Source organism: Marivirga sericea, assembly GCF_900177665.1.
Classification (GTDB): Bacteria; Bacteroidota; Bacteroidia; order Cytophagales; family Cyclobacteriaceae; genus Marivirga; species Marivirga sericea.
In genome coordinates, this window is the sequence record NZ_FXAW01000001.1 from 833,052 (window position 1) to 850,901 (window position 17,850).

The window sequence follows — 17,850 nt, forward strand, 5'->3', positions numbered from 1 at the left end:
AAATTAGCTGATAAGCTGTATTAATTCTGATTAGTTTTAGAAGAATATTTTGAGGATATCAATCTGTCTGACCTCCGGTACTGACCTAATTGTGTGCTTTGGCTTACAAAATGAGTTGCATAAGTCAGAATAAAAAGCTTGCACTCAGTATACAAAATAAAAGCTCGTAGGTAGTAGTCCGATCCTATGGAATGCATAGGTCAGTACCAGAGGTCAGACCGGCAACTGCTAAACTTCAATCTCATGATTATATACAATGAAAAAAATAGGTGATAAGCTGTATTAACTCTAAATAGCTTTAAAAGGATATTCTGTAGATATAAAACCGGTCAGACCTCCGGTACTGACCTAATCGAGTGCTTTGGCTGACAAAATAAGTTGCATAAGTCAGAATAAAAAGCTTGCACTCAGTATACAAAATAAAAGATCGAAGGTAGTAGTCCGATCCTTTGGAATGCATAGGTCAGTTCCGAAGGTCAGACCGGAAACAGCTAAACTTCAATCTCATGATTATAACCAATGAAAAATTAGCTGATAAGCTGTATTAATTCTGATTAGCTTTAGAAGGATATTCTGTAGATATAAAACCGGTCTGACCTTCGGTACTGACCTAATCGAGTGCTTTGGCTGACAAAATGAGTTGCATAAGTCAGAACAGAAAGCTTGAGCTCAGGACACAAAATGAAAGCTCGTAGGTAGTAGTCCGAGCCTTTGGAATGCATAGATCAAGACCGAAGGTCAGACGGGCAACAGCTAAACTTCAATCCCGTGATTATATCCTTAATCCATCATCTTACTCTTCAATCCAAGCAATTCTAACTATATCCTCAAGTTCAACTCTATAATTCCCTTGTCTTATATGGCCATGGACCAATAGCGCTGGAGGTAACTCAGGAACCGTAAGTGTTTCATATTGCTTTTCGTCCGTTTCGCTCACTTCATGGCTTGACAGTCGCACATCCATAATGTTTCCAGATTTTTGAATCACCTGAATTTTCGCACCAATTGGGATATCTTTAATGGCTTCTTTAGCTTCCTCTTTTGTCATAGCTTTACTTTTTGTAAATAACAAAGAATAAAGCAGTGTTGTTTACCTGATTAGATTTAACGATGGGCAGACCTTTTAACTGCTTAGGTCAGTCTTTTCTTAAAGCAGCCTTTCCTATGAAGTAGACAAGCAATATGGAATTTGGTAGCTCTACCCTAATCCACCCACCTACTGCGCTTGCTCAAGGATTGCTTTTAAATTGACCTCTGAATAATTAATTGATTTCAAGGTTTTATTATCCGCTTTTCTGTATACCAAATAAAAATTATCTTTCTTCTCAAAGTAAGCATCTTGATTTTGCGTTTTGTAATGGTTAATAGTGGCTTGCGCTTCTTCTTCCGAACTGCACACTTTGCTCATATTTGACCGTTGAACTTCAGCAAATAATTCTGCGAACTTATTACCCATTCCAAATTCTAAAATAGCCCCAGCCAAGACATATTGCAAATCGCACAAAGCATCTGCAGCTTCTACTACATCCTTGTTCTCCACTGCTTCTTCCAATTCTTCTAATTCCTCTCTCAATAGACTTATACGCAATTCTGCTCGTTTTTGAGGTGGTATTTGCGGCTCTGATAAGATAGGATGATTGAAAGTTTTATGGAATTTTGATACCGAATTGAGTGCTTCTGCTTCTTTCATTATGGTTAAATTGTAAAATTTATTTTTCTAAATTTGAATTTATACTAATTGATTGAAATTCCATATTAATTTTCAAATTACCTTATTTTACAATAAAGAAATTATCTTTGCGACTTTTAAACCTAAGCAATATGTCCACTATTTGTCCCAATTGTAATTCCCCATACGGCTATCCGACTGATGTTTTAATGATGTGTCCTGAATGTGGTCATGAATGGCATCCTGAAGAGGTGAAAAATGAAGCTACAGCTGAAGAAGGCCTGAAAGTGATAGATGCTAACGGAAATCCATTAACAGATGGGGATAGTGTGGTTATAGTGAAGGATTTACCGGTTAAAGGAGCACCTAAGCCCATCAAAGCAGGAACTAAAGTAAAAGGCATACGACTAGTCGATGGAGATCACAATATTGATTGCAAAGTACCAGGATTTGGTGTTATGGCTCTTAAATCAGAATTTGTAAAGAAGGCCCAATAAGTAGAAATTAAACTGATGCGCTTATCAATCGTTGAATAGCTTATAAATATTCAATAAAATGAGCAGAGCATTTGTAAAGGAAGACGATCAAGAAGAAGCGCCATTTATTCCACCAAGAGCGCCATTGCCGGAAAATGAAACTAATTATGTTACAGCTGCAGGCAAAAAAGCCTTGATTCAAGAAAAATCTCAACTAGAGGAAGAGAAGACTAGTGTGAAATTTATAGAGAAGGAAGCAGATCGCAGAAGAGCTCTCGCAACTCTAAACGGGAAAATGAAGTTGCTTGAATCAAGAATTAATTCAGCTAGGGTGCTAACTGCTGAAGAGCAACCGCAAGATGAAGTTCGATTTGGTGCTAAGGTCCAATTTACCATGAATGGCAAAGTGCAATTTTTTCAAATAGTAGGTGTTGATGAAGCAAATGTGAAAGATCAAAAAATAGCTTTTACAGCTCCCATTGCTAAGGCTTTAATGGGTAAGAAAGTAGGAGCAAAACCACAGCTTATGTTGGGCAAGGAAGGCCGAAGCATTGAAATTCTAGCTATAGACTACTAAATGTAAGGCTATCAATTAAGCTTTATCCGCTTTTATAATTAATATGCAACTAGCGTATTTTAAACAAAAACTGCCTATTTCCGATTCATAGAATATGAAAAATCAAAAGTTTAAACTCAGTAAAATTAAGAAGGAGTTAGAGCTTTCCACTGCAAGAAGCGGTGGACCAGGAGGACAGCACGTAAATAAGGTGGAAACAAAGGTGGTACTTCGCTTCAATATAAATGAATCCGAGCTTTTATCTGAAAATGAAAAAGAAAGAATCCGACAAACTTTAGCCTCAAAACTTACCAAATCTGGAGATTTACTGATCACTGCTGAAAGTCATTCTTCGCAGATCAAAAACAAAGAATTGGCTTTCAAAAAAATGGAGCGAACCTTGTCAAAGGCTTTTGAAAAACCCAAAGTGCGCAAGAAAACGAAACCCACGAGGGCATCTCAAAAGAAACGATTGGAGAAGAAGAAAATGCATTCTGACAAAAAGAAAATGCGAAAGAATCCATTAAAATAATAAAACTACCAACCCCAACTTCCCTTTATTCCTTTAAATGGACCAACAACTTGTGATGTAATCCAACCTCCATAAAAATCCCCTTCTTGAGCTTCCACTTTCTCATCACCTACAAAGCAGGCATCCATTTTATGCGCATAAACAGCGATGTGGTCTTTTATCAATTTAAAATCGCCTTTTGGTGTGGGATAGCTCCAAGCCGCATTTGAAGCAGTTTTGTTACCATGTTTTACATCATAATAAAATGATACTCCCTTAAATTCACAAGCGGTACTATGCGTTCCTTCAATTAATGTCCCGTCTTTAAAAGAAGAAATGGGTAAATAATAAGTAGGCGGATGACTTGTTTCCAGTACTCTGTACGAAACATTAGTATCTGCTATTACTTCGCCATCAAAGATAATCCTAATATGCTTATTTACTGCCTCAAGCTTAGGAGGTCTTGGATAGTCCCAAACAGATTCTTGTCCTTTTTTCGGCTTAATTTTTTTCATATACTCTCTTTTAGGGCACTAAGAACGATGACTGATTATGGTCAAGATCGAAAAATGATCTAATATGGCCCTCATTGTTAAGTTGCAAGCATTCCATCTTAGAGACTTTTAGAACGAGAACAGCAAAATGTCGATCGTCAAAGGCATTCTTCATCTGATGCGCATCCTGCAATGTATCTACCTGTTTTCCAGGATCTGCTGATGTATTGTAAGATTCCTTTCCTCCATCCAAAGCACTCCAATGTTGATAAGCTAATTCATCCTGATGATGAATAACCGCTCTTGCTCCTAGCTTAATTTGAAATTTCTTTTGCTTGTCATAAGCTAAAACTGATACACTTGGATTATTCCTAATTTCTTGAATTTTGTTAGACCTAAAATCTGTATAAATGAATAACTCAGCACTTTCCCTTTCGAATTTCCTTAAGACCACATATCTTGAATTAGGATAATCATTTGCTACAGTATTCAATATGATAAAGCGAAAGGCAGAACGTCTGTCGTTCCCTGCTCTATTTAAAAGTTGTATAACATTTGACTTTATCTCTTCTAAGCTATCTGTAGAATTAATTACACTCATGAAATCCTCTTCTTAACGCTCTTATTCATCCATTTTCCAAATCGACTCCAAAAAATATTTTGACTCCAATTCCATAACTTATAAAAAGAAGGCGCAATGTAACTGCTCAACTGAACAGTCAATATCCTATGATCTCCCTTGTCTTCTGTCCAAAATTCAAGTCGGAAAGGTCTTACAATACGAAAAGATATTGCATAGCTACCGTAATAATAATGCAAGTCACGATAATGAGGTGTTATTTCACCAATTTCACCTGCTAATGACAGCATTGGCCCGTGGTGATTATTGAGGACTCCTGTTTCAAAGTCACTCTTTTGATTTTCGTTCGGCAAGAACTCAACCCGGTAAGGCCACACCTGATCATCCACAAAGGTTGCAGGGTCATTCAGCCAATTCCAAATCTGCGATTCTTGATGAGGTGAGCTGTATTCTTTAGTGAAAATATGAGTCTTAAAATGTTTTGGTTTGGTGTTAAGCGCTCTGAGGGTTTCCATATCTAGATTTTAGATGATAACAACAAGCACCTACTTTTGTTAAGATTAATCACATAATTTTGACGGCTATTTGCAATGTAAAGTCATACATAACGACAATTATGTTCCTACTAAGCTCAGTATGAGCTCTGCTGCCTCCCTTTCGGAGAAAAAATCAAGGAGACTTTATCGCTTGAGATTAGGCTGCTTTATCCAAAATCTCCCAAGTATGATCCGCTAATAATTTAACAGTAGCTAAATAATTCATTTTGCTATTACTTCTACCCCACTCATTAGGCGCTATTAACGATAATATATCTTTTCCATCAGGGCCTTCATACATATAATAAGTATGATTAATCAATGGTTCAAAATTGATTTTAGCTAGGTAAATTCGTTCGGATATCTCTACTCTTCCTTTTAAATCATTAGCTTGTTTTGCTAATAACTGCATCTGCTCATAGAGCTGATTCATTTGTCGATCGGTCTGCTCATGCATTGCAGAAACCGCACGTCCTTTTATTTTACCTCTGTCAGTGGGTTTAATAATGGCGCTTCCGGAATGATGAGGGAAAGCAATAGTTCCGGGCTTATCGGTAGTTCCCTCCTTCATTTTATCTAAATCTATTTTATCTATATCTATTTTCTTACCTGATTCGCTCATATACAATTTATCTACGAATTTCGACTTCCATTGGATCCGTTTTCTTAACACTATCTTTAACGGATTTGTTTTTCTCAGTTTCATCACCAAATTTCCTAAATTTGGTTTTAGTGGACATATCATAAACCACATAAAAAACGACCAACATAAAGATGATGGCTATCAATAGAAATACTTTAGATTTTTTCATATTGTATGTTATTCATATTGTGGAAACCTAATCCTAAACGACTAGCTCAAATCCCTCTTTTTTCTCTAAAAATGTCTGGTTTTGGTCAATTACCTCCTGTATTTTGGTATCTAGCTGTCATTTGCTTAATCAATACGAATCATCTTGTGACTGCCATTTAGATTATTCTTCTTCCTCATCGTCCATAAAACCAAAGAGCGAAAATCGTTCTTTTAACTGTAATTCTTTGATATAGTTATAATAAACTGTAATACCAGACTGCAGAACATCTAAGCTAATGCGCTCATTGACACTATGAATACTGTTGATATCTCTTTCAGTTACTATCGCCGGGATTAATCCATAAGAAGGGATACCATATGATCTAAATAAGCTATTATCGCTAGTCGCAGGAAATAAAAATGGAATCGTTTCTGCATCGGGATAGCTCATAGCAATGGCATCTTCCAAAGCTCTATAATACTTATTTAAGCGAGAAGGTGGCGCTTCCGGGCTTTCTGATATCACCGTTACTTTAATGTTATCATTATCTAATTTCCTTTCAATATAACGTATAAAGCTTTTGGATGATGTCCCAGGCACAAGCCTACAATCTAAAACTGCAGTTGCTGAGGTACTTATTTGATTAGGGGGGCCCGGAGGGTTATAAATATTGGTTACTGTCACTGTATTCGTTAATAAAGAGGATAAAAATGGCTCTCTTTCAATCTGCTTCCTTACAAAAGGTGCTAGAATAGACCAATTTATATTTCGTATAAAAAACCCTCTGATTCCTCCTTCTGCTCTTCCTAACCTTCTAAACATTCTTCTTGTGCTGGTATTGAATAACAATAAAGCCTTGCGGTTGGTAATATTATTTAAACTGTTGATCAGTTGAATATTGGCATAATCAGTGGACGGAGCAGCTCCATGTCCGGCAGAATTACTTACAATTTTAAGCTGAAGCCATAAACTTTGTTTTTCGGCAATAGAAACCCCAAAAACCACTTTTTCGGGTTTATTTTGTAATACGTTTTGATAACCAGCTCCTCCTTCACCCAAAACAGCAACAGCATTGAGTTCTTCCTTAAAATTATTCATAACGAATCGAGCACCTTTCTCACTTCCACCAGTTTCCTCAGAGGAAACGAATAAAACGGTAATATTAAAGGGTAATTCTGCAGTATCATAGTCATGCTGAAACGCTTCCACAGCTTTTAATTGCATGATGCCCAAGCCTTTTGCATCCAAGGCTCCCCGACCATAAATGTGTTCTCCATCGAAATAACCACTGTAGGGATCATGCTGCCAAATATCTAAATCCTCAGCAGGAACAACATCTATATGGCTTTGCAGGATCACATTTGGTTTGCCACTGCTCAATGGATAAAGTGATGCAGCTAGATTGTAATTATCTGAAAAATTGGAAAAAACTCTTAAATGTAAATCTGTACCTAAAATGTAATCTTCAATAAAGATACCCGCTTCCTTTTCATTACCTGAAACACTTTCTCTTTGGATATAGGCTGAAAGCAGTTCAATAGATTGATCTAAAGAAACAGAAGGTGGCAGTTCAACATAATCGGATTTATTTTGAGCTAAAGCGGAAGTGGAAAAGAGTACAACACATAGCACAAAAAATCTTATCATATTTTTAGGTAATTTTATCTTCAATCCACAAATAAGTCACACCTATTATAAACAGTATGAAAAACCATATAGTTACGGATTTCCTATTAAAACTTCGCTTTTCCTGCTGAATAACTGATTTCGCAAAATTAAGATATTTTAAGTAATCATAGTTGTAATTGAGTAAGAATTCTGACTGTCTTATTTCATCTTCAGGATGAACGTAAAATGGGATAGGTGCTTCTTGATTTTTCAATTGCACAAAGTGCCATCCCTCTTGCTTAGGATAAAACATAAAATGCTGCCTTCCTGCAAATAAATAATCAACTTTTGAAGCTAAATAAATAGTATCCGAAGTTGGCGTAATAACTAAAATATTTTCCCTTTTAGCTTCAGCCCAAAGTCGAAAAAAGAAAGGCTGAAATTGAACCGGCCATTCTGTTTTGTCATAAAATTCATCGCCTGATTTTCTGATCAAATCATTAAAAATTGGCGACCAAAGTTGTGCATATTCTTTATCCTTACCTGATAATTTTAGCTGAAAACTGCTTTGAAAATTAATGACTCCTACAATCAATTCTGGAAGTACCTTTCTAAAAACGGCATTTTGAGCCACTTCATCTAAATCTCGTAAGTTGTTGAATTGTAGATAATTATAATCATTTGATTCAAGTAAATTATCGCTTGTGCTAAATATATTAGTAGATTTAGACTTGTCTAAATCAAGCTGTATTTGGCTATTAGGACTAGTTCTGAAGATTAAACTACCATCATTGCTTTCTAATTTTTTTAAGAAATCTCTTTTAGCATTTGAACTTAAATCTTCCCAAGCCTTGGCATCTGTAAACAGTACTTTCAAATCATTAGCAACTCCCCTATTGATTTGCAAAGAATCATGCCAATTGACAAATGCAGATTTAAATTTGTCTTTCGAAATCTGCGTCTTTTGATACACGGAATGCTCTTTAGATTTTAAGAAATCCACGAAGAATTTCCACTCAAAATCAGGAGAAGCAGAAAGGATTTGCATGATATATTTTTCTGGCTTTTCTACCGACACAGCAAAATGATAATTCGCGTCATCTGTTGAAATCTTCGATAAAAGAGCGCCATTAAATTTAGGGAGAATAGATAAATCGATCTTTCCTTCTTTGGGAAGAAACTTTGATACAGTATCCTGCCCTATCGTAGCTGAAATACGAGTATCTCTGCTATTCAAATTCTGAATGCCTATCTTCAGACTATCCCCAAAAGCTATGGATTTAGGATAATGGAGTTTAAGTCCTTTTTCCATTACAATATCTTTGCGAATTTTATAATATTCCGGATTTAAATGTGGAACATAACCATAAACAAAGACGGTATCAAGTTGAAAATCTAACTCGTTTATCGAGCTTTCTTTCCCCGTTTCACCTAATTCAAATCTGCCTTTTTGATTCTGTTTTAAGATGCTTACTTCATAGATCAACTTTAATGAATCAATAATGCTGTCAGGAATATCTCGGTTAATAATTAGTGCTGATTTAAGGGGCTTTTCTGTTAAAGTATAAGGTGATAAATAGATGACATACAATGAAATAAGCACTAAGGATAAAGCTATAATTCTTGCCCCTTTTCTAGGTTTTCGTTTTTGGAATTCCCAATAAATTCCTAAAATCCAGAGTCCTATAAGCAAAAGCAAATGCCAAAGCACCAATGAATTTTCAAAAGCTACATTTTCCGAAAAACTATTCATTCTCTAATTCATAATAGGTTTTGTGCAAGTCGCTTTCTATGCTGGCAGCTTGCTTCCCTTTTTCCAACTTTTCTAGATCTAACATATCCTCCATGATGACTAAAACATCCCGCAAAGCCCTCGTGGAGTTAGTAGATTGAAATTGTTTGATGCCCGCCAATAGACTTCCATAGCGGACTGGTTCATCGACTATTTTCGACACTAACTCATCCGTGAAAGGATTAAGTATCTGTGATACCTTACTCAAACCCTTTCGTTGATAGACTTCTTTCAGCTGGCTATAAGTCTCAAAAAGCTTTTCCTGAAAAGGTTTTTCTCCTCGTTCAGCTTTAACAGTCTGTGCATCAATTTTTTCCAAATCACCGCTCAGTCTCTTTTTCTCTTCGTCAATAGGCGGTGGTTCAAAACCCATTCTTTCCACATAAATTCTAGACGCTCGTTTCACCTCCTTGATGAGATTTAATGCTTTATATTCAAAAGGCAGTGCTTCTTTTGGTTTATAGGTTCTTAAGAATAATTCAGCTTCCCACATATTAGCCAATGCCTCCTTGAGCTTAGCTTTTACATTGGCATCCAAGAAAGTAGATAATTCAGAATCATCATGCGCATGAACGTAAGCTTCTAATTCGGGCGTTTCATTGAAAATTGGGTTAGAAAAATTACCTTCTGATTCATGTTCGTGTCCTTCATGTGAATCATGGTCGTGTTCTTCTTCCTCATTCTTTTCATCTAAATCTACGTGGTCGTGACCTGAATGGTCAATTTCCCCTAAACCGCCAGTCGTTTCAAATTCTTCCCCTAAAAAGACCCCGTACCTTAAGCGTAACAATTTCTGGTCTGCCCCAATCGTATTACTTCTTTTTTCAAATTCTTCCTGCGTTATTTGGTCTTTTTCCGCCAATAGCGCTTCTGTATCTATGATAATCTGTCGCTGGCTCTTGAAATATTCTGCCTCATTGGTCAGAGCGAATCCTTCATATTCCACCATCTCCTGCTCACTAGTATCGGCTACGGATAGAAAGTACACATCAGTTTTCCCTTTATTGCTCTTGGGTTCTTTATTGTCTATTGCTGAAAAGTAAAAATAAAGCTCATCACCGGGTTCTAATGAAAAGGTATCCAACGGCAAAGTGATGTTCATTTGCTGTTTTCTGAGCATTTCAGAAATGCCTGCAATGGATTGTTTCATCTCTCGGAACCTCACCGCCTCGCCTTCTCCTCTGCTTAACGTCATGATGATATCTGTAGAAACTATTCCATAATCGTCCTCAATCTCCAATTCTAGCTGAAATCCTTTGGTTAAATCCTTGAAGTCAATTTCATGACGGTTTTCCTTGAGATTAGTGGACAATATGGGTGGGTTATCCCGTAATACTTCCAAAACTTCAGGCTGCAATGAATACAGGCTATCATTGAGCGTGTATTCAATTTGAAAAATAGCAGCTTGATTTAAAGTGAATGTTTTCGTTTGCTCAGATTTTAATCTGAAGTCGTACTGATTTTGCCAAATCAAATCAATATTGATAGTTCCTTTATTGTCAAATACCAACCGACTCCCTTCAGGTATTTTTTTATTCTTTTCCCATTTAAAACTTTTCAAGCTTGTATATTCTGGTGGAAAAACCGAAAGCCTATATTCAAATTCTAAAGCTGACTTTTGAATAGTACTGTCTTGATGAATATCTACTTGCTTTTTGGTAGCTGAAATCGGAGGTGTTGAGGTTTTTTCAGTTTGATAAAAGAAGGAAACCATATACAATAAAACACTAACAATCAGTACAATATACGATCTCTTTAAAGCAATCGGAAGTTCAACTTTTTGAACTTCCGGTAATTCCTTTAGAACTTTTCGTAGTTGAAGTTTCTCCAGTTCATTCAAGTCCTTTTTAAAAAAAATGGATAAGCTATATTCTAATCTGCCATATTTTTGATGCAGAAAATCAAGGAGCTTTTGGGTGCTCCATTGTAATGAAGGATTCCAAATGAGTAATAAGCCTAAAGCAGAAACTACATAAACGATCCAAAATGCAATAGGAATCCGCAAGTCGAAGAAGTTCGCAATAGCCAATAGCAATAAGATAGCGGACACAAAAGGAATTACAACTGATAAGCACTGCCACAGATTAAATCGCATTTTTAGCTTAGCCCAATATTTTTCAAACTCCTTATGCATTGCGTTTTTTATAGCTCAAAAATCTTTCTAATACGATTAAAAAAACAATCATCCCCAATAACACTTGCTCAAATCTCTGCGCTTTTTGGATAGAACCAGCATCTTCATTCGTGCGAGTGTACAAAGCATCAAATGATGAATATTGGTAATTCGGCTCAACTATTTGACCTATAAATTCCGTGACCACAGATAAAAACATATCCTCATTCAGTGGATTATTAAGCCATTTTTCGTTTAAGTACAAGATGCTGTAAGTATACTTCCTCTCCACTTCATAATCATCTGATATAGTGTCAGTCAATACAATTTGATTGGCTTCCTGCTTATGCGTGGAATTACCAATAATTAAGTGTGCTTTCTGCTTTTCAGATTGTATGAAATTTACCTTTTCTTTAGTATATAAATGATTTGCTTTCAACACTTTACGCAACTTTTGTTCGATTACTTGGGAAAGCTCCGCAAAATGGATAAGTATAGTGTCTTGACTCATCGGCTCTTGATTTCGATCCATAGATTCTCCCGTTGATATCAATTCCAACTGGAAATTCAATTTTGGTATCTCACCTGTGAAATCACTAGTTCCAAAATTATTAATGTAAATTAGTGAATCGATTTCAGGGTACTCTTTTGAAAGCTTTTCCAATAAATACCATTGGTTTAAGCTGTTTTCAGATTTAGCAGTATTTAAAACCCTAAATTCGTCATCTTGATAAGCCTCAGGAACTTGGATTCCTTCTCCTAGCAATAAAGCCTTTTCCTTTTCTACCTCTGTAAAACGGACCCATTTGGCTAAAAGCATTACTAGCAAGAATAGTATCAACATTCTCAACAATAGTAAAGGAAGTTCAGAGAACTGAATTCTTTTGGATTGTAAAGTGCTACTTTCTTTCAAAAAACGGATACTTCCAAAAGCAATTTCCTTGGTTTTATTTTTACTCCATAAATGAATAATTATGGGGAGAGCCAAAGCAGTTAAACCCCAGAGCGCTATGGGATTAAGCCAATTCATGACCATGATTGGTTAAAGTGGTTCAATAGCTCAAATATGACCTTTTGGATTTCCTCTTTGCCATTAACTTGCCAATAAGCGATACTATTTTTCGCACAGGTTTTTTGAATCCCGCTTTTCCAATTTTGAATCCTATTTTGATAATCTTGTAAACCTTCTTTTGTATTGACCTGCACACTGCCCTGCCCTTCCAAGTCTTTAAAGGTGAAATACTGCCCTTCAAATTCCAATTCTTCTTCATTATCAAATAGTAAATGAATCAACATGACTTCCTCGGAAGCTATTGCCCAATTTTTCAATAATGTGCTTAAATCCTTTTCATTTGAATAGCCGTCCGTAAAAACAAATACGGTGCTTTTGTTTTGAATCTTTTGGATGGGGTTTAAATCATCGAGGCTCTTCTCTTTATCTGTCTGAATTTGGATCATTCGAAAAAGGAAAGTTTCAAAATCTGTTGGAGGATTATCTTGATTGAATAAATAATATTTATCATGCTGATTACTGGCTAAATAAGCTAAAGCAGCTATTAAAGTTCTTGCCCAATTGAATTTGCTGGCACCATGCATTTCAAAATTCATGGAAAGACTTTTATCCAAAACGAAAATGAAGTCATGTTGCTTTTCCATTTCCGCTTCTTTGATCATATAATGGTCAGTTCGAGCATAGTATTTCCAATCCATTTGTTTGAGCGAATCACCCGGGACATAGTTCCTGTATTCTTTGAACTCAATTCCAAATCCGGTTTTAGGACTTTGATGCATCCCCATCATCACCCCTTCAATATGATGTTTGATGTACAATTGCAGGGCTTTGAGTGCCTCAAAATCAGGCATTTGAAAGATCTTGTTCAGAGCGCTCATGAATTATAAACTTTTGAGTAATTCAGGAATTAAATCTTCCACAGTAAATTTTTCCGTTTTAGCAACAAAATTCAACACCACTCTATGACGCAATACTGCCAAGGAAACAGCTTTTATATCTTCAGGAATCACCGATAGACGACCCGCCAAGAAAGCATGCGCCTTAGAAGCCAAGACTATAGACTGCCCAGCTCTTGGTCCTGCTCCCCAATCCACATATTGCTTTACTAAATCATTTTCCGAATTTTGCGGACGAGTAGAGCGTACTAACTGGCTAATTTTTACCAATAATTCCTTATCAATATGAATATCCCGAACCCAGCTTCTGGCTTTGAGAATTTCTTCTGCTGTCAGGCTTGGTTTTAGCTCGTTTTTTTGATTCCCTGTGGTGAGCTCCAATATATCAACTTCTTCTTGTTCAGCAGGATACTGCACTACGGTATAAAACAAAAAACGGTCTAGCTGTGCTTCAGGTAAGGGGTAGGTTCCCGATTGTTCTAATGGGTTTTGGGTGGCTAAGAGGAAGAATGGTTTAGGTAATTCATAAGTTTTCCCTGCATAGGTGACTTCACGCTCCTGCATCGCTTCCAATAAAGCAGACTGCGTTTTGGGTGGCGTTCTATTAATTTCATCGGCCAACAAAATATTGGTAAATATGGGACCTTTGTTGAATTGGAAGAAACGCTTCCCTGTGCTTCGGTCTTCTTCCAAAACTTCCATTCCGATAATATCAGAAGGCATTAAATCAGGGGTAAATTGCACCCTATGAAAATCCAATTGCAGTACCTTAGCCAGAGAACGCACCAAAAGCGTTTTCCCCAAACCTGGAACGCCCTCCAACAAAATGTGTCCATCAGCAAGTAAAGCCATAAAAACCTCACTTACAACGTTTTCTTGTCCGATGATGGCTTTTGCTAGCTCCTTTCGAGCCTCTTTAAATTTTGTTACTGTATTTTGTATATCTTCCATGTGACCGTAATATCGCCCCGCCAATTCGCGGGCTTTGGTTATTTACCTTTTATTTATGCTACCTTATTGTCGTCCCTACGGAACTTGAAAATTACATTTAATAAAAATCGAATCTCCCCCATTCAAGTTTTTACAAAGTCATTCAGTGCTCCAATTTCCCCTTTGGGTTAGGGGGCTATCGCATACATCACAATATTCACCCCGAATTTAGTATTATCTTCTGCCAACCACCTTTTGTTTCTAAAATCGTAATCCCATTCGCATCCGTAATCTTTGTTGCTGTAGAGCACTCTGATTTTTCCGTCTTTTTCAATAGCCTTCAAATAATCATGTACAATGTCATCGCCCCAGCCATTTAATTCTTGCGAAGTGGTAGGCGGGCCATCTTCAAATTCAAAGAAACTGAAGTAGATAGGATCGTCATTGGCTATTTTTTGCAATGCTTCTTCTCCATAAATCTCAGCCATCTGACTTTCGAAAGATTTGGCAAAAAGCCCATCGATATCGTGATTGCAGTCATCAACAAAGATGAAACCCCCATTATCGATATATTTAATAAAATTATCCTTCTCAGCTTGTGTGAATTGAACCAATTTATGTCCACTTAAATAGCAAAAAGGGCATTCAAATATTTCCTCACTGCTCAAAGCGACAACTCTTTCTTGAGTATCGACTGGCATATTGGTATATTCAATCAGTGAATTCAAAAGATTACTTGGCATACGTTGGTCCACATTCCAATCTCCTGATTCATATTGCAAGCGTGTGAAGAAAAAATTATTCATTTCACGAGTTTACGGGAATTTACGTATGAGAACAACGAATTTATAGGTATTTATATAAATGGTCAGAAACGTGAATTACTGGAGAATACTGCAAGCATCAATTTTTTATCAGAAGATAAGAGCGTCAATTTCTGATCAATATTTTCCCTTGATCATATTGATTATTAGTATCTTTAATTCTATAGATATATAGTCCCTCTCTTAAGGAACTCAAATCGACAAAATTGCGATCATTTGGAACAGGAAATGAAATAATGTGTAATCCCTGCATATTATAAAAACTAATCTCTGCCCTATTTTTTGCTTCTTTTGCAAAAACTTTCAGGTCTTCTTCTAAAACTAGAGGATTAGGATAAAGTATAAAATTATCATCTGTTACAAAGTAAGTAGACTGGATTTCACTCAACACAGTTTGCCCGTTATTTAAATATATGATTACCCTTGATTCATTAAATCCATTGTTGGGACCCTCTTCTAAAAACTCAAAACTGAAAGAATTAGCTTTAATTTCAGCAAGTGCATTCCAGCTATCATTCAATTCATCTTTTTTCTGAATTTGAATTTTATCTACTCCACTGAATGATGATAAACGAATACTGTGTTTAATACCATTTCCCTGAATAGCTTCCACAAAATATGACTGTAAGAAACAGTTTGAAGCTTGCAAATTATAATCAATTACCCTACCTTGAATTAAAGATTTATCATTTTTAAAAGCCTGAATCTTTAAAAAAGAACTACTTAAATCTGACTTATGAATTGTGATAACGGTGTCTTGCGTACGCTCAAATAATTTCATTTCAGTTCCTTGCAAATTAAAGAGTGCATAATCATCTACTTGATCTACCCTTGACCAATAAAAAGATAATGAATCAGTACAATTAAAGCCTACGTTCAATCGCAGCGGTTCAGATATAGAGAAAGTATCACTTATATAGCTCTTATCGCCAACGGCCATTTTTAATTGCGCAAAATCATTAACCATTTCAGGATCCCATCTATAATTCTCTGCTCTTAGAGAAATGTCTTCTTCTATTAAGCTCCAATCTGATTCATGAATTAATTTAAAATACAAATCACCTTCTTGCTCCCCTAAGTAACTACTCTCCCATCTTATATGTGAAACAGTTTCACCATTATAAGGAATATTGTCTTTAAAGGTGGGACTCGTCCAACTAAAGTCATTTTCAGCTTCCCAATCATACACAATTGAGAAAGACTGCGATGATTCTAAAGGGTTTTCTGTACTAATTATAATCTCTAGCGTATCAGATTCAACTTTTTCAATATGCACTTGTTCAATGTTATTCAAATGATCGGTACCCTTTACAGCGGCTGAGCTTAAGGATTCAATATTGGGTTCAGCGGATAAAACCCAAGGCATATGATATTGAGCATTTTTATCCAGTACACGAATATTTAAATCATTAATTAAAGCTATCTGATCATTTGGATTAGCTGGCGGATCAGTCCATACTAATGTGGCTTTAAAATTAACGGCATTTTCTGGAATGGCTATGCTGTACTTCTTCTCTTCATTATCGACCAGATCATTTTGAATAAACTTTTCATCCTCGAGTTGTAGCATAGCTTTGTAAGCATTTAGACTACCATATCCCGTTTTATGATCAGGGCCAAGTGTTTCAGTATAATCAGCGCTGTTAATCAAAAATGCCTTCACCAGGGAAGAAGGCATAGCACTATTGAATTTATCACGAAATGATTGTTGTAGCAATACGCTGACACCGCTAACATATGCAGCAGAATTTGAAGTGCCAGCCATACTATAAGCAACAAGCTCTGGTTTAATTCTACCATCAAATGAAGGCCCATTGCTATTTAAAGGTATAATTTTCATTGTGGTATCTACGGCTCCGATCGTCAATACATTCTTTGCAAGCTTGGAATTTCCTGTAATATTCGAATAACCAGATAACCCTTGAAATTTACCATGAGCAGCACTTTCTAAGCCAGAATTACCAGCTGAAAAAACATGTAATATCTCAGGGGATTCATAAACTTGTTGATCGTAAAGAGAAGCCCCAATTCCATAAAAAGATTCTACATCGATTCCGTAAGAATGATTCTGTATCTGAATAGCATTGGAATTAAAATATTCAGCTGGATCTGGAGAAATTTCTTCATTAGAAGAGGAGGTATGAATAACCGCAGGAGCAACACCAAGTCCATTCAATGAGGAATTTCCATTTCCTGCAATGATGGTGGTCATTTCCAGAGCATGTGAATCCGTAAATTCACTGGCCATTCCAGTATTAGCATAGCGACCTGCAATATCAATGTCACTTACATTATAAAAAGGCTCTTTTATGCTCACCTTTTCAGAGCTTCCATCAAATCGAGTTAAATAGGCCTGAATTGTATTAATTCTATTTGGATGTAAATTAAGATCTAGTACCGTAGCTTCAGATTTCACTTGTGCCGAAACTTTCTCAATGTAAGTTACAAACTCTTTATTTAAAAAATGCTCGAGTTGGAGACTCTGGATCAAAACCTTCTCATATTTGCCAAAATCACTAATTGTACTAATTCTTGGCTCTCTAATTTCAAAATCACTCCATTCTTGCTCATCTTCAATTGCCAACCAATACTCACCATTCAAATATTCATTCTCGGCTATTGTTATATTCGAAGATTTCTTCCAAGCATTATCGGTTTCAAATAAGGCTATGCTTTTGAGATCTAAAGCATCAGAATCCAAATCAGAAGGATCAATACTAATTATAAATGAGCCATTTAAGTTCCTTTTTATGACTTTAAATCCACTTAAATTACTCGCAAGACAAGTATTTTCGAACGCACATTCTAAACGATAGAAAACATCTTCTTTTATACTATTAGTAGATGTAATCCTTGAAGCACTCGTAGAATATTTTGGGTGCTCTTCATACATTTGAGCAAACCCTTGATTCACCATTCCTATCATTAAATATAATAAAAGGAAGTTTATCACTTTGTGAATTATCAGGCATGGTACACAAATCAGTCTGAGCTTCATTAGGTTTTGGCAATTTTTAGATTAAATATAAGTAATTATTTCTATTTTCAGTATAATTAAT

At 36.1% G+C, this 17,850-nt stretch carries 18 protein-coding genes; 3 read left to right on the plus strand and 15 right to left on the minus strand.

Annotated elements, in window-relative coordinates; genetic code table 11:
• Window positions 1-793 precede the first annotated feature (793 nt).
• Window positions 794-1,048 (minus strand): hypothetical protein, encoded by a 255-nt coding sequence (locus tag B9Y84_RS03265; protein WP_085515655.1) that lies wholly within the window; start codon window positions 1,046-1,048, stop codon window positions 794-796.
• Window positions 1,049-1,216: 168 nt separating this feature from the next.
• Window positions 1,217-1,690: a pyrophosphohydrolase domain-containing protein gene (locus tag B9Y84_RS03270; RefSeq protein ID WP_085515656.1), complete on the minus strand. Its 474-nt coding sequence runs from the start codon at window positions 1,688-1,690 to the stop codon at window positions 1,217-1,219.
• A 131-nt stretch (window positions 1,691-1,821) separates the two neighbouring features.
• Between B9Y84_RS03270 and B9Y84_RS03275 the strand changes: the two genes are divergently transcribed.
• The 3 genes from B9Y84_RS03275 (at window position 1,822) to arfB (ending at window position 3,233) form a co-directional block, all read left to right on the plus strand.
• Window positions 1,822-2,166, plus strand: coding sequence for a zinc ribbon domain-containing protein YjdM (locus tag B9Y84_RS03275; RefSeq protein WP_085515657.1), 345 nt, complete (start codon window positions 1,822-1,824; stop codon window positions 2,164-2,166).
• 58 nt (window positions 2,167-2,224) lie between these two features.
• The gene (locus tag B9Y84_RS03280; protein WP_085515658.1) at window positions 2,225-2,722 is read left to right on the plus strand and encodes a GreA/GreB family elongation factor; all 498 of its coding nucleotides are present in this window, start codon (window positions 2,225-2,227) and stop codon (window positions 2,720-2,722) included.
• A 94-nt stretch (window positions 2,723-2,816) separates the two neighbouring features.
• Window positions 2,817-3,233, plus strand: coding sequence for an alternative ribosome rescue aminoacyl-tRNA hydrolase ArfB (gene arfB / locus B9Y84_RS03285; RefSeq protein WP_085515659.1), 417 nt, complete (start codon window positions 2,817-2,819; stop codon window positions 3,231-3,233).
• A gap of 5 nt (window positions 3,234-3,238) precedes the next feature.
• Here the strand turns inward: arfB and B9Y84_RS03290 are convergent, their stop codons facing one another.
• From B9Y84_RS03290 to B9Y84_RS03350, 13 genes are all read right to left on the minus strand, one after another.
• Window positions 3,239-3,727, minus strand: coding sequence for a DUF427 domain-containing protein (locus B9Y84_RS03290; protein ID WP_085515660.1), 489 nt, complete (start codon window positions 3,725-3,727; stop codon window positions 3,239-3,241).
• Window positions 3,728-3,737: 10 nt separating this feature from the next.
• Window positions 3,738-4,307, minus strand: a complete 570-nt coding sequence (locus B9Y84_RS03295) for a pyridoxamine 5'-phosphate oxidase family protein (RefSeq protein WP_085515661.1) — start codon at window positions 4,305-4,307, stop codon at window positions 3,738-3,740.
• Complete coding sequence (locus tag B9Y84_RS03300; protein WP_085515662.1) at window positions 4,304-4,801, minus strand: hypothetical protein; 498 nt, start codon at window positions 4,799-4,801, stop codon at window positions 4,304-4,306. The genes B9Y84_RS03295 and B9Y84_RS03300 overlap by 4 nt, the downstream gene beginning before the upstream one ends.
• Window positions 4,802-4,979: 178 nt before the next feature.
• The gene (locus B9Y84_RS03305; RefSeq protein WP_085515663.1) at window positions 4,980-5,444 is read right to left on the minus strand and encodes a DUF2452 domain-containing protein; all 465 of its coding nucleotides are present in this window, start codon (window positions 5,442-5,444) and stop codon (window positions 4,980-4,982) included.
• 7 nt (window positions 5,445-5,451) lie between these two features.
• Window positions 5,452-5,634 carry a hypothetical protein gene (locus B9Y84_RS03310; protein WP_085515664.1) on the minus strand — a complete coding sequence of 61 codons (183 nt, stop codon included), beginning with the start codon at window positions 5,632-5,634 and terminating at the stop codon, window positions 5,452-5,454.
• Between the two features lie 162 nt (window positions 5,635-5,796).
• Entirely contained in the window at window positions 5,797-7,263 is a 1,467-nt protein-coding gene (locus B9Y84_RS03315) for a M20 family metallopeptidase (RefSeq protein ID WP_139827929.1), read from the minus strand.
• A 4-nt stretch (window positions 7,264-7,267) separates the two neighbouring features.
• Window positions 7,268-8,977, minus strand: coding sequence for a hypothetical protein (locus B9Y84_RS03320; protein WP_085515666.1), 1,710 nt, complete (start codon window positions 8,975-8,977; stop codon window positions 7,268-7,270).
• Complete coding sequence (locus tag B9Y84_RS03325; protein WP_085515667.1) at window positions 8,970-11,150, minus strand: hypothetical protein; 2,181 nt, start codon at window positions 11,148-11,150, stop codon at window positions 8,970-8,972. The genes B9Y84_RS03320 and B9Y84_RS03325 overlap by 8 nt, the downstream gene beginning before the upstream one ends.
• On the minus strand, window positions 11,143-12,159 hold the full coding sequence (locus tag B9Y84_RS03330; protein WP_176223695.1) for a BatA domain-containing protein: 1,017 nt from the start codon (window positions 12,157-12,159) through the stop codon (window positions 11,143-11,145). Before B9Y84_RS03330 ends, B9Y84_RS03325 begins: the two co-directional genes overlap by 8 nt.
• Window positions 12,156-13,019, minus strand: a complete 864-nt coding sequence (locus B9Y84_RS03335; protein ID WP_085515669.1) for a DUF58 domain-containing protein — start codon at window positions 13,017-13,019, stop codon at window positions 12,156-12,158. Before B9Y84_RS03335 ends, B9Y84_RS03330 begins: the two co-directional genes overlap by 4 nt.
• A 3-nt stretch (window positions 13,020-13,022) precedes the next feature.
• The gene (locus B9Y84_RS03340) at window positions 13,023-13,988 is read right to left on the minus strand and encodes an AAA family ATPase (protein WP_085515670.1); all 966 of its coding nucleotides are present in this window, start codon (window positions 13,986-13,988) and stop codon (window positions 13,023-13,025) included.
• A gap of 167 nt (window positions 13,989-14,155) precedes the next feature.
• Window positions 14,156-14,773 carry a DUF4159 domain-containing protein gene (locus tag B9Y84_RS03345; protein ID WP_085515671.1) on the minus strand — a complete coding sequence of 206 codons (618 nt, stop codon included), beginning with the start codon at window positions 14,771-14,773 and terminating at the stop codon, window positions 14,156-14,158.
• A gap of 124 nt (window positions 14,774-14,897) precedes the next feature.
• A complete protein-coding gene (locus B9Y84_RS03350) occupies window positions 14,898-17,708 on the minus strand; it encodes a S8 family peptidase (protein WP_176223696.1) in 2,811 nt (936 codons plus the stop codon).
• Between the last annotated feature and the right edge of the window lie 142 nt (window positions 17,709-17,850).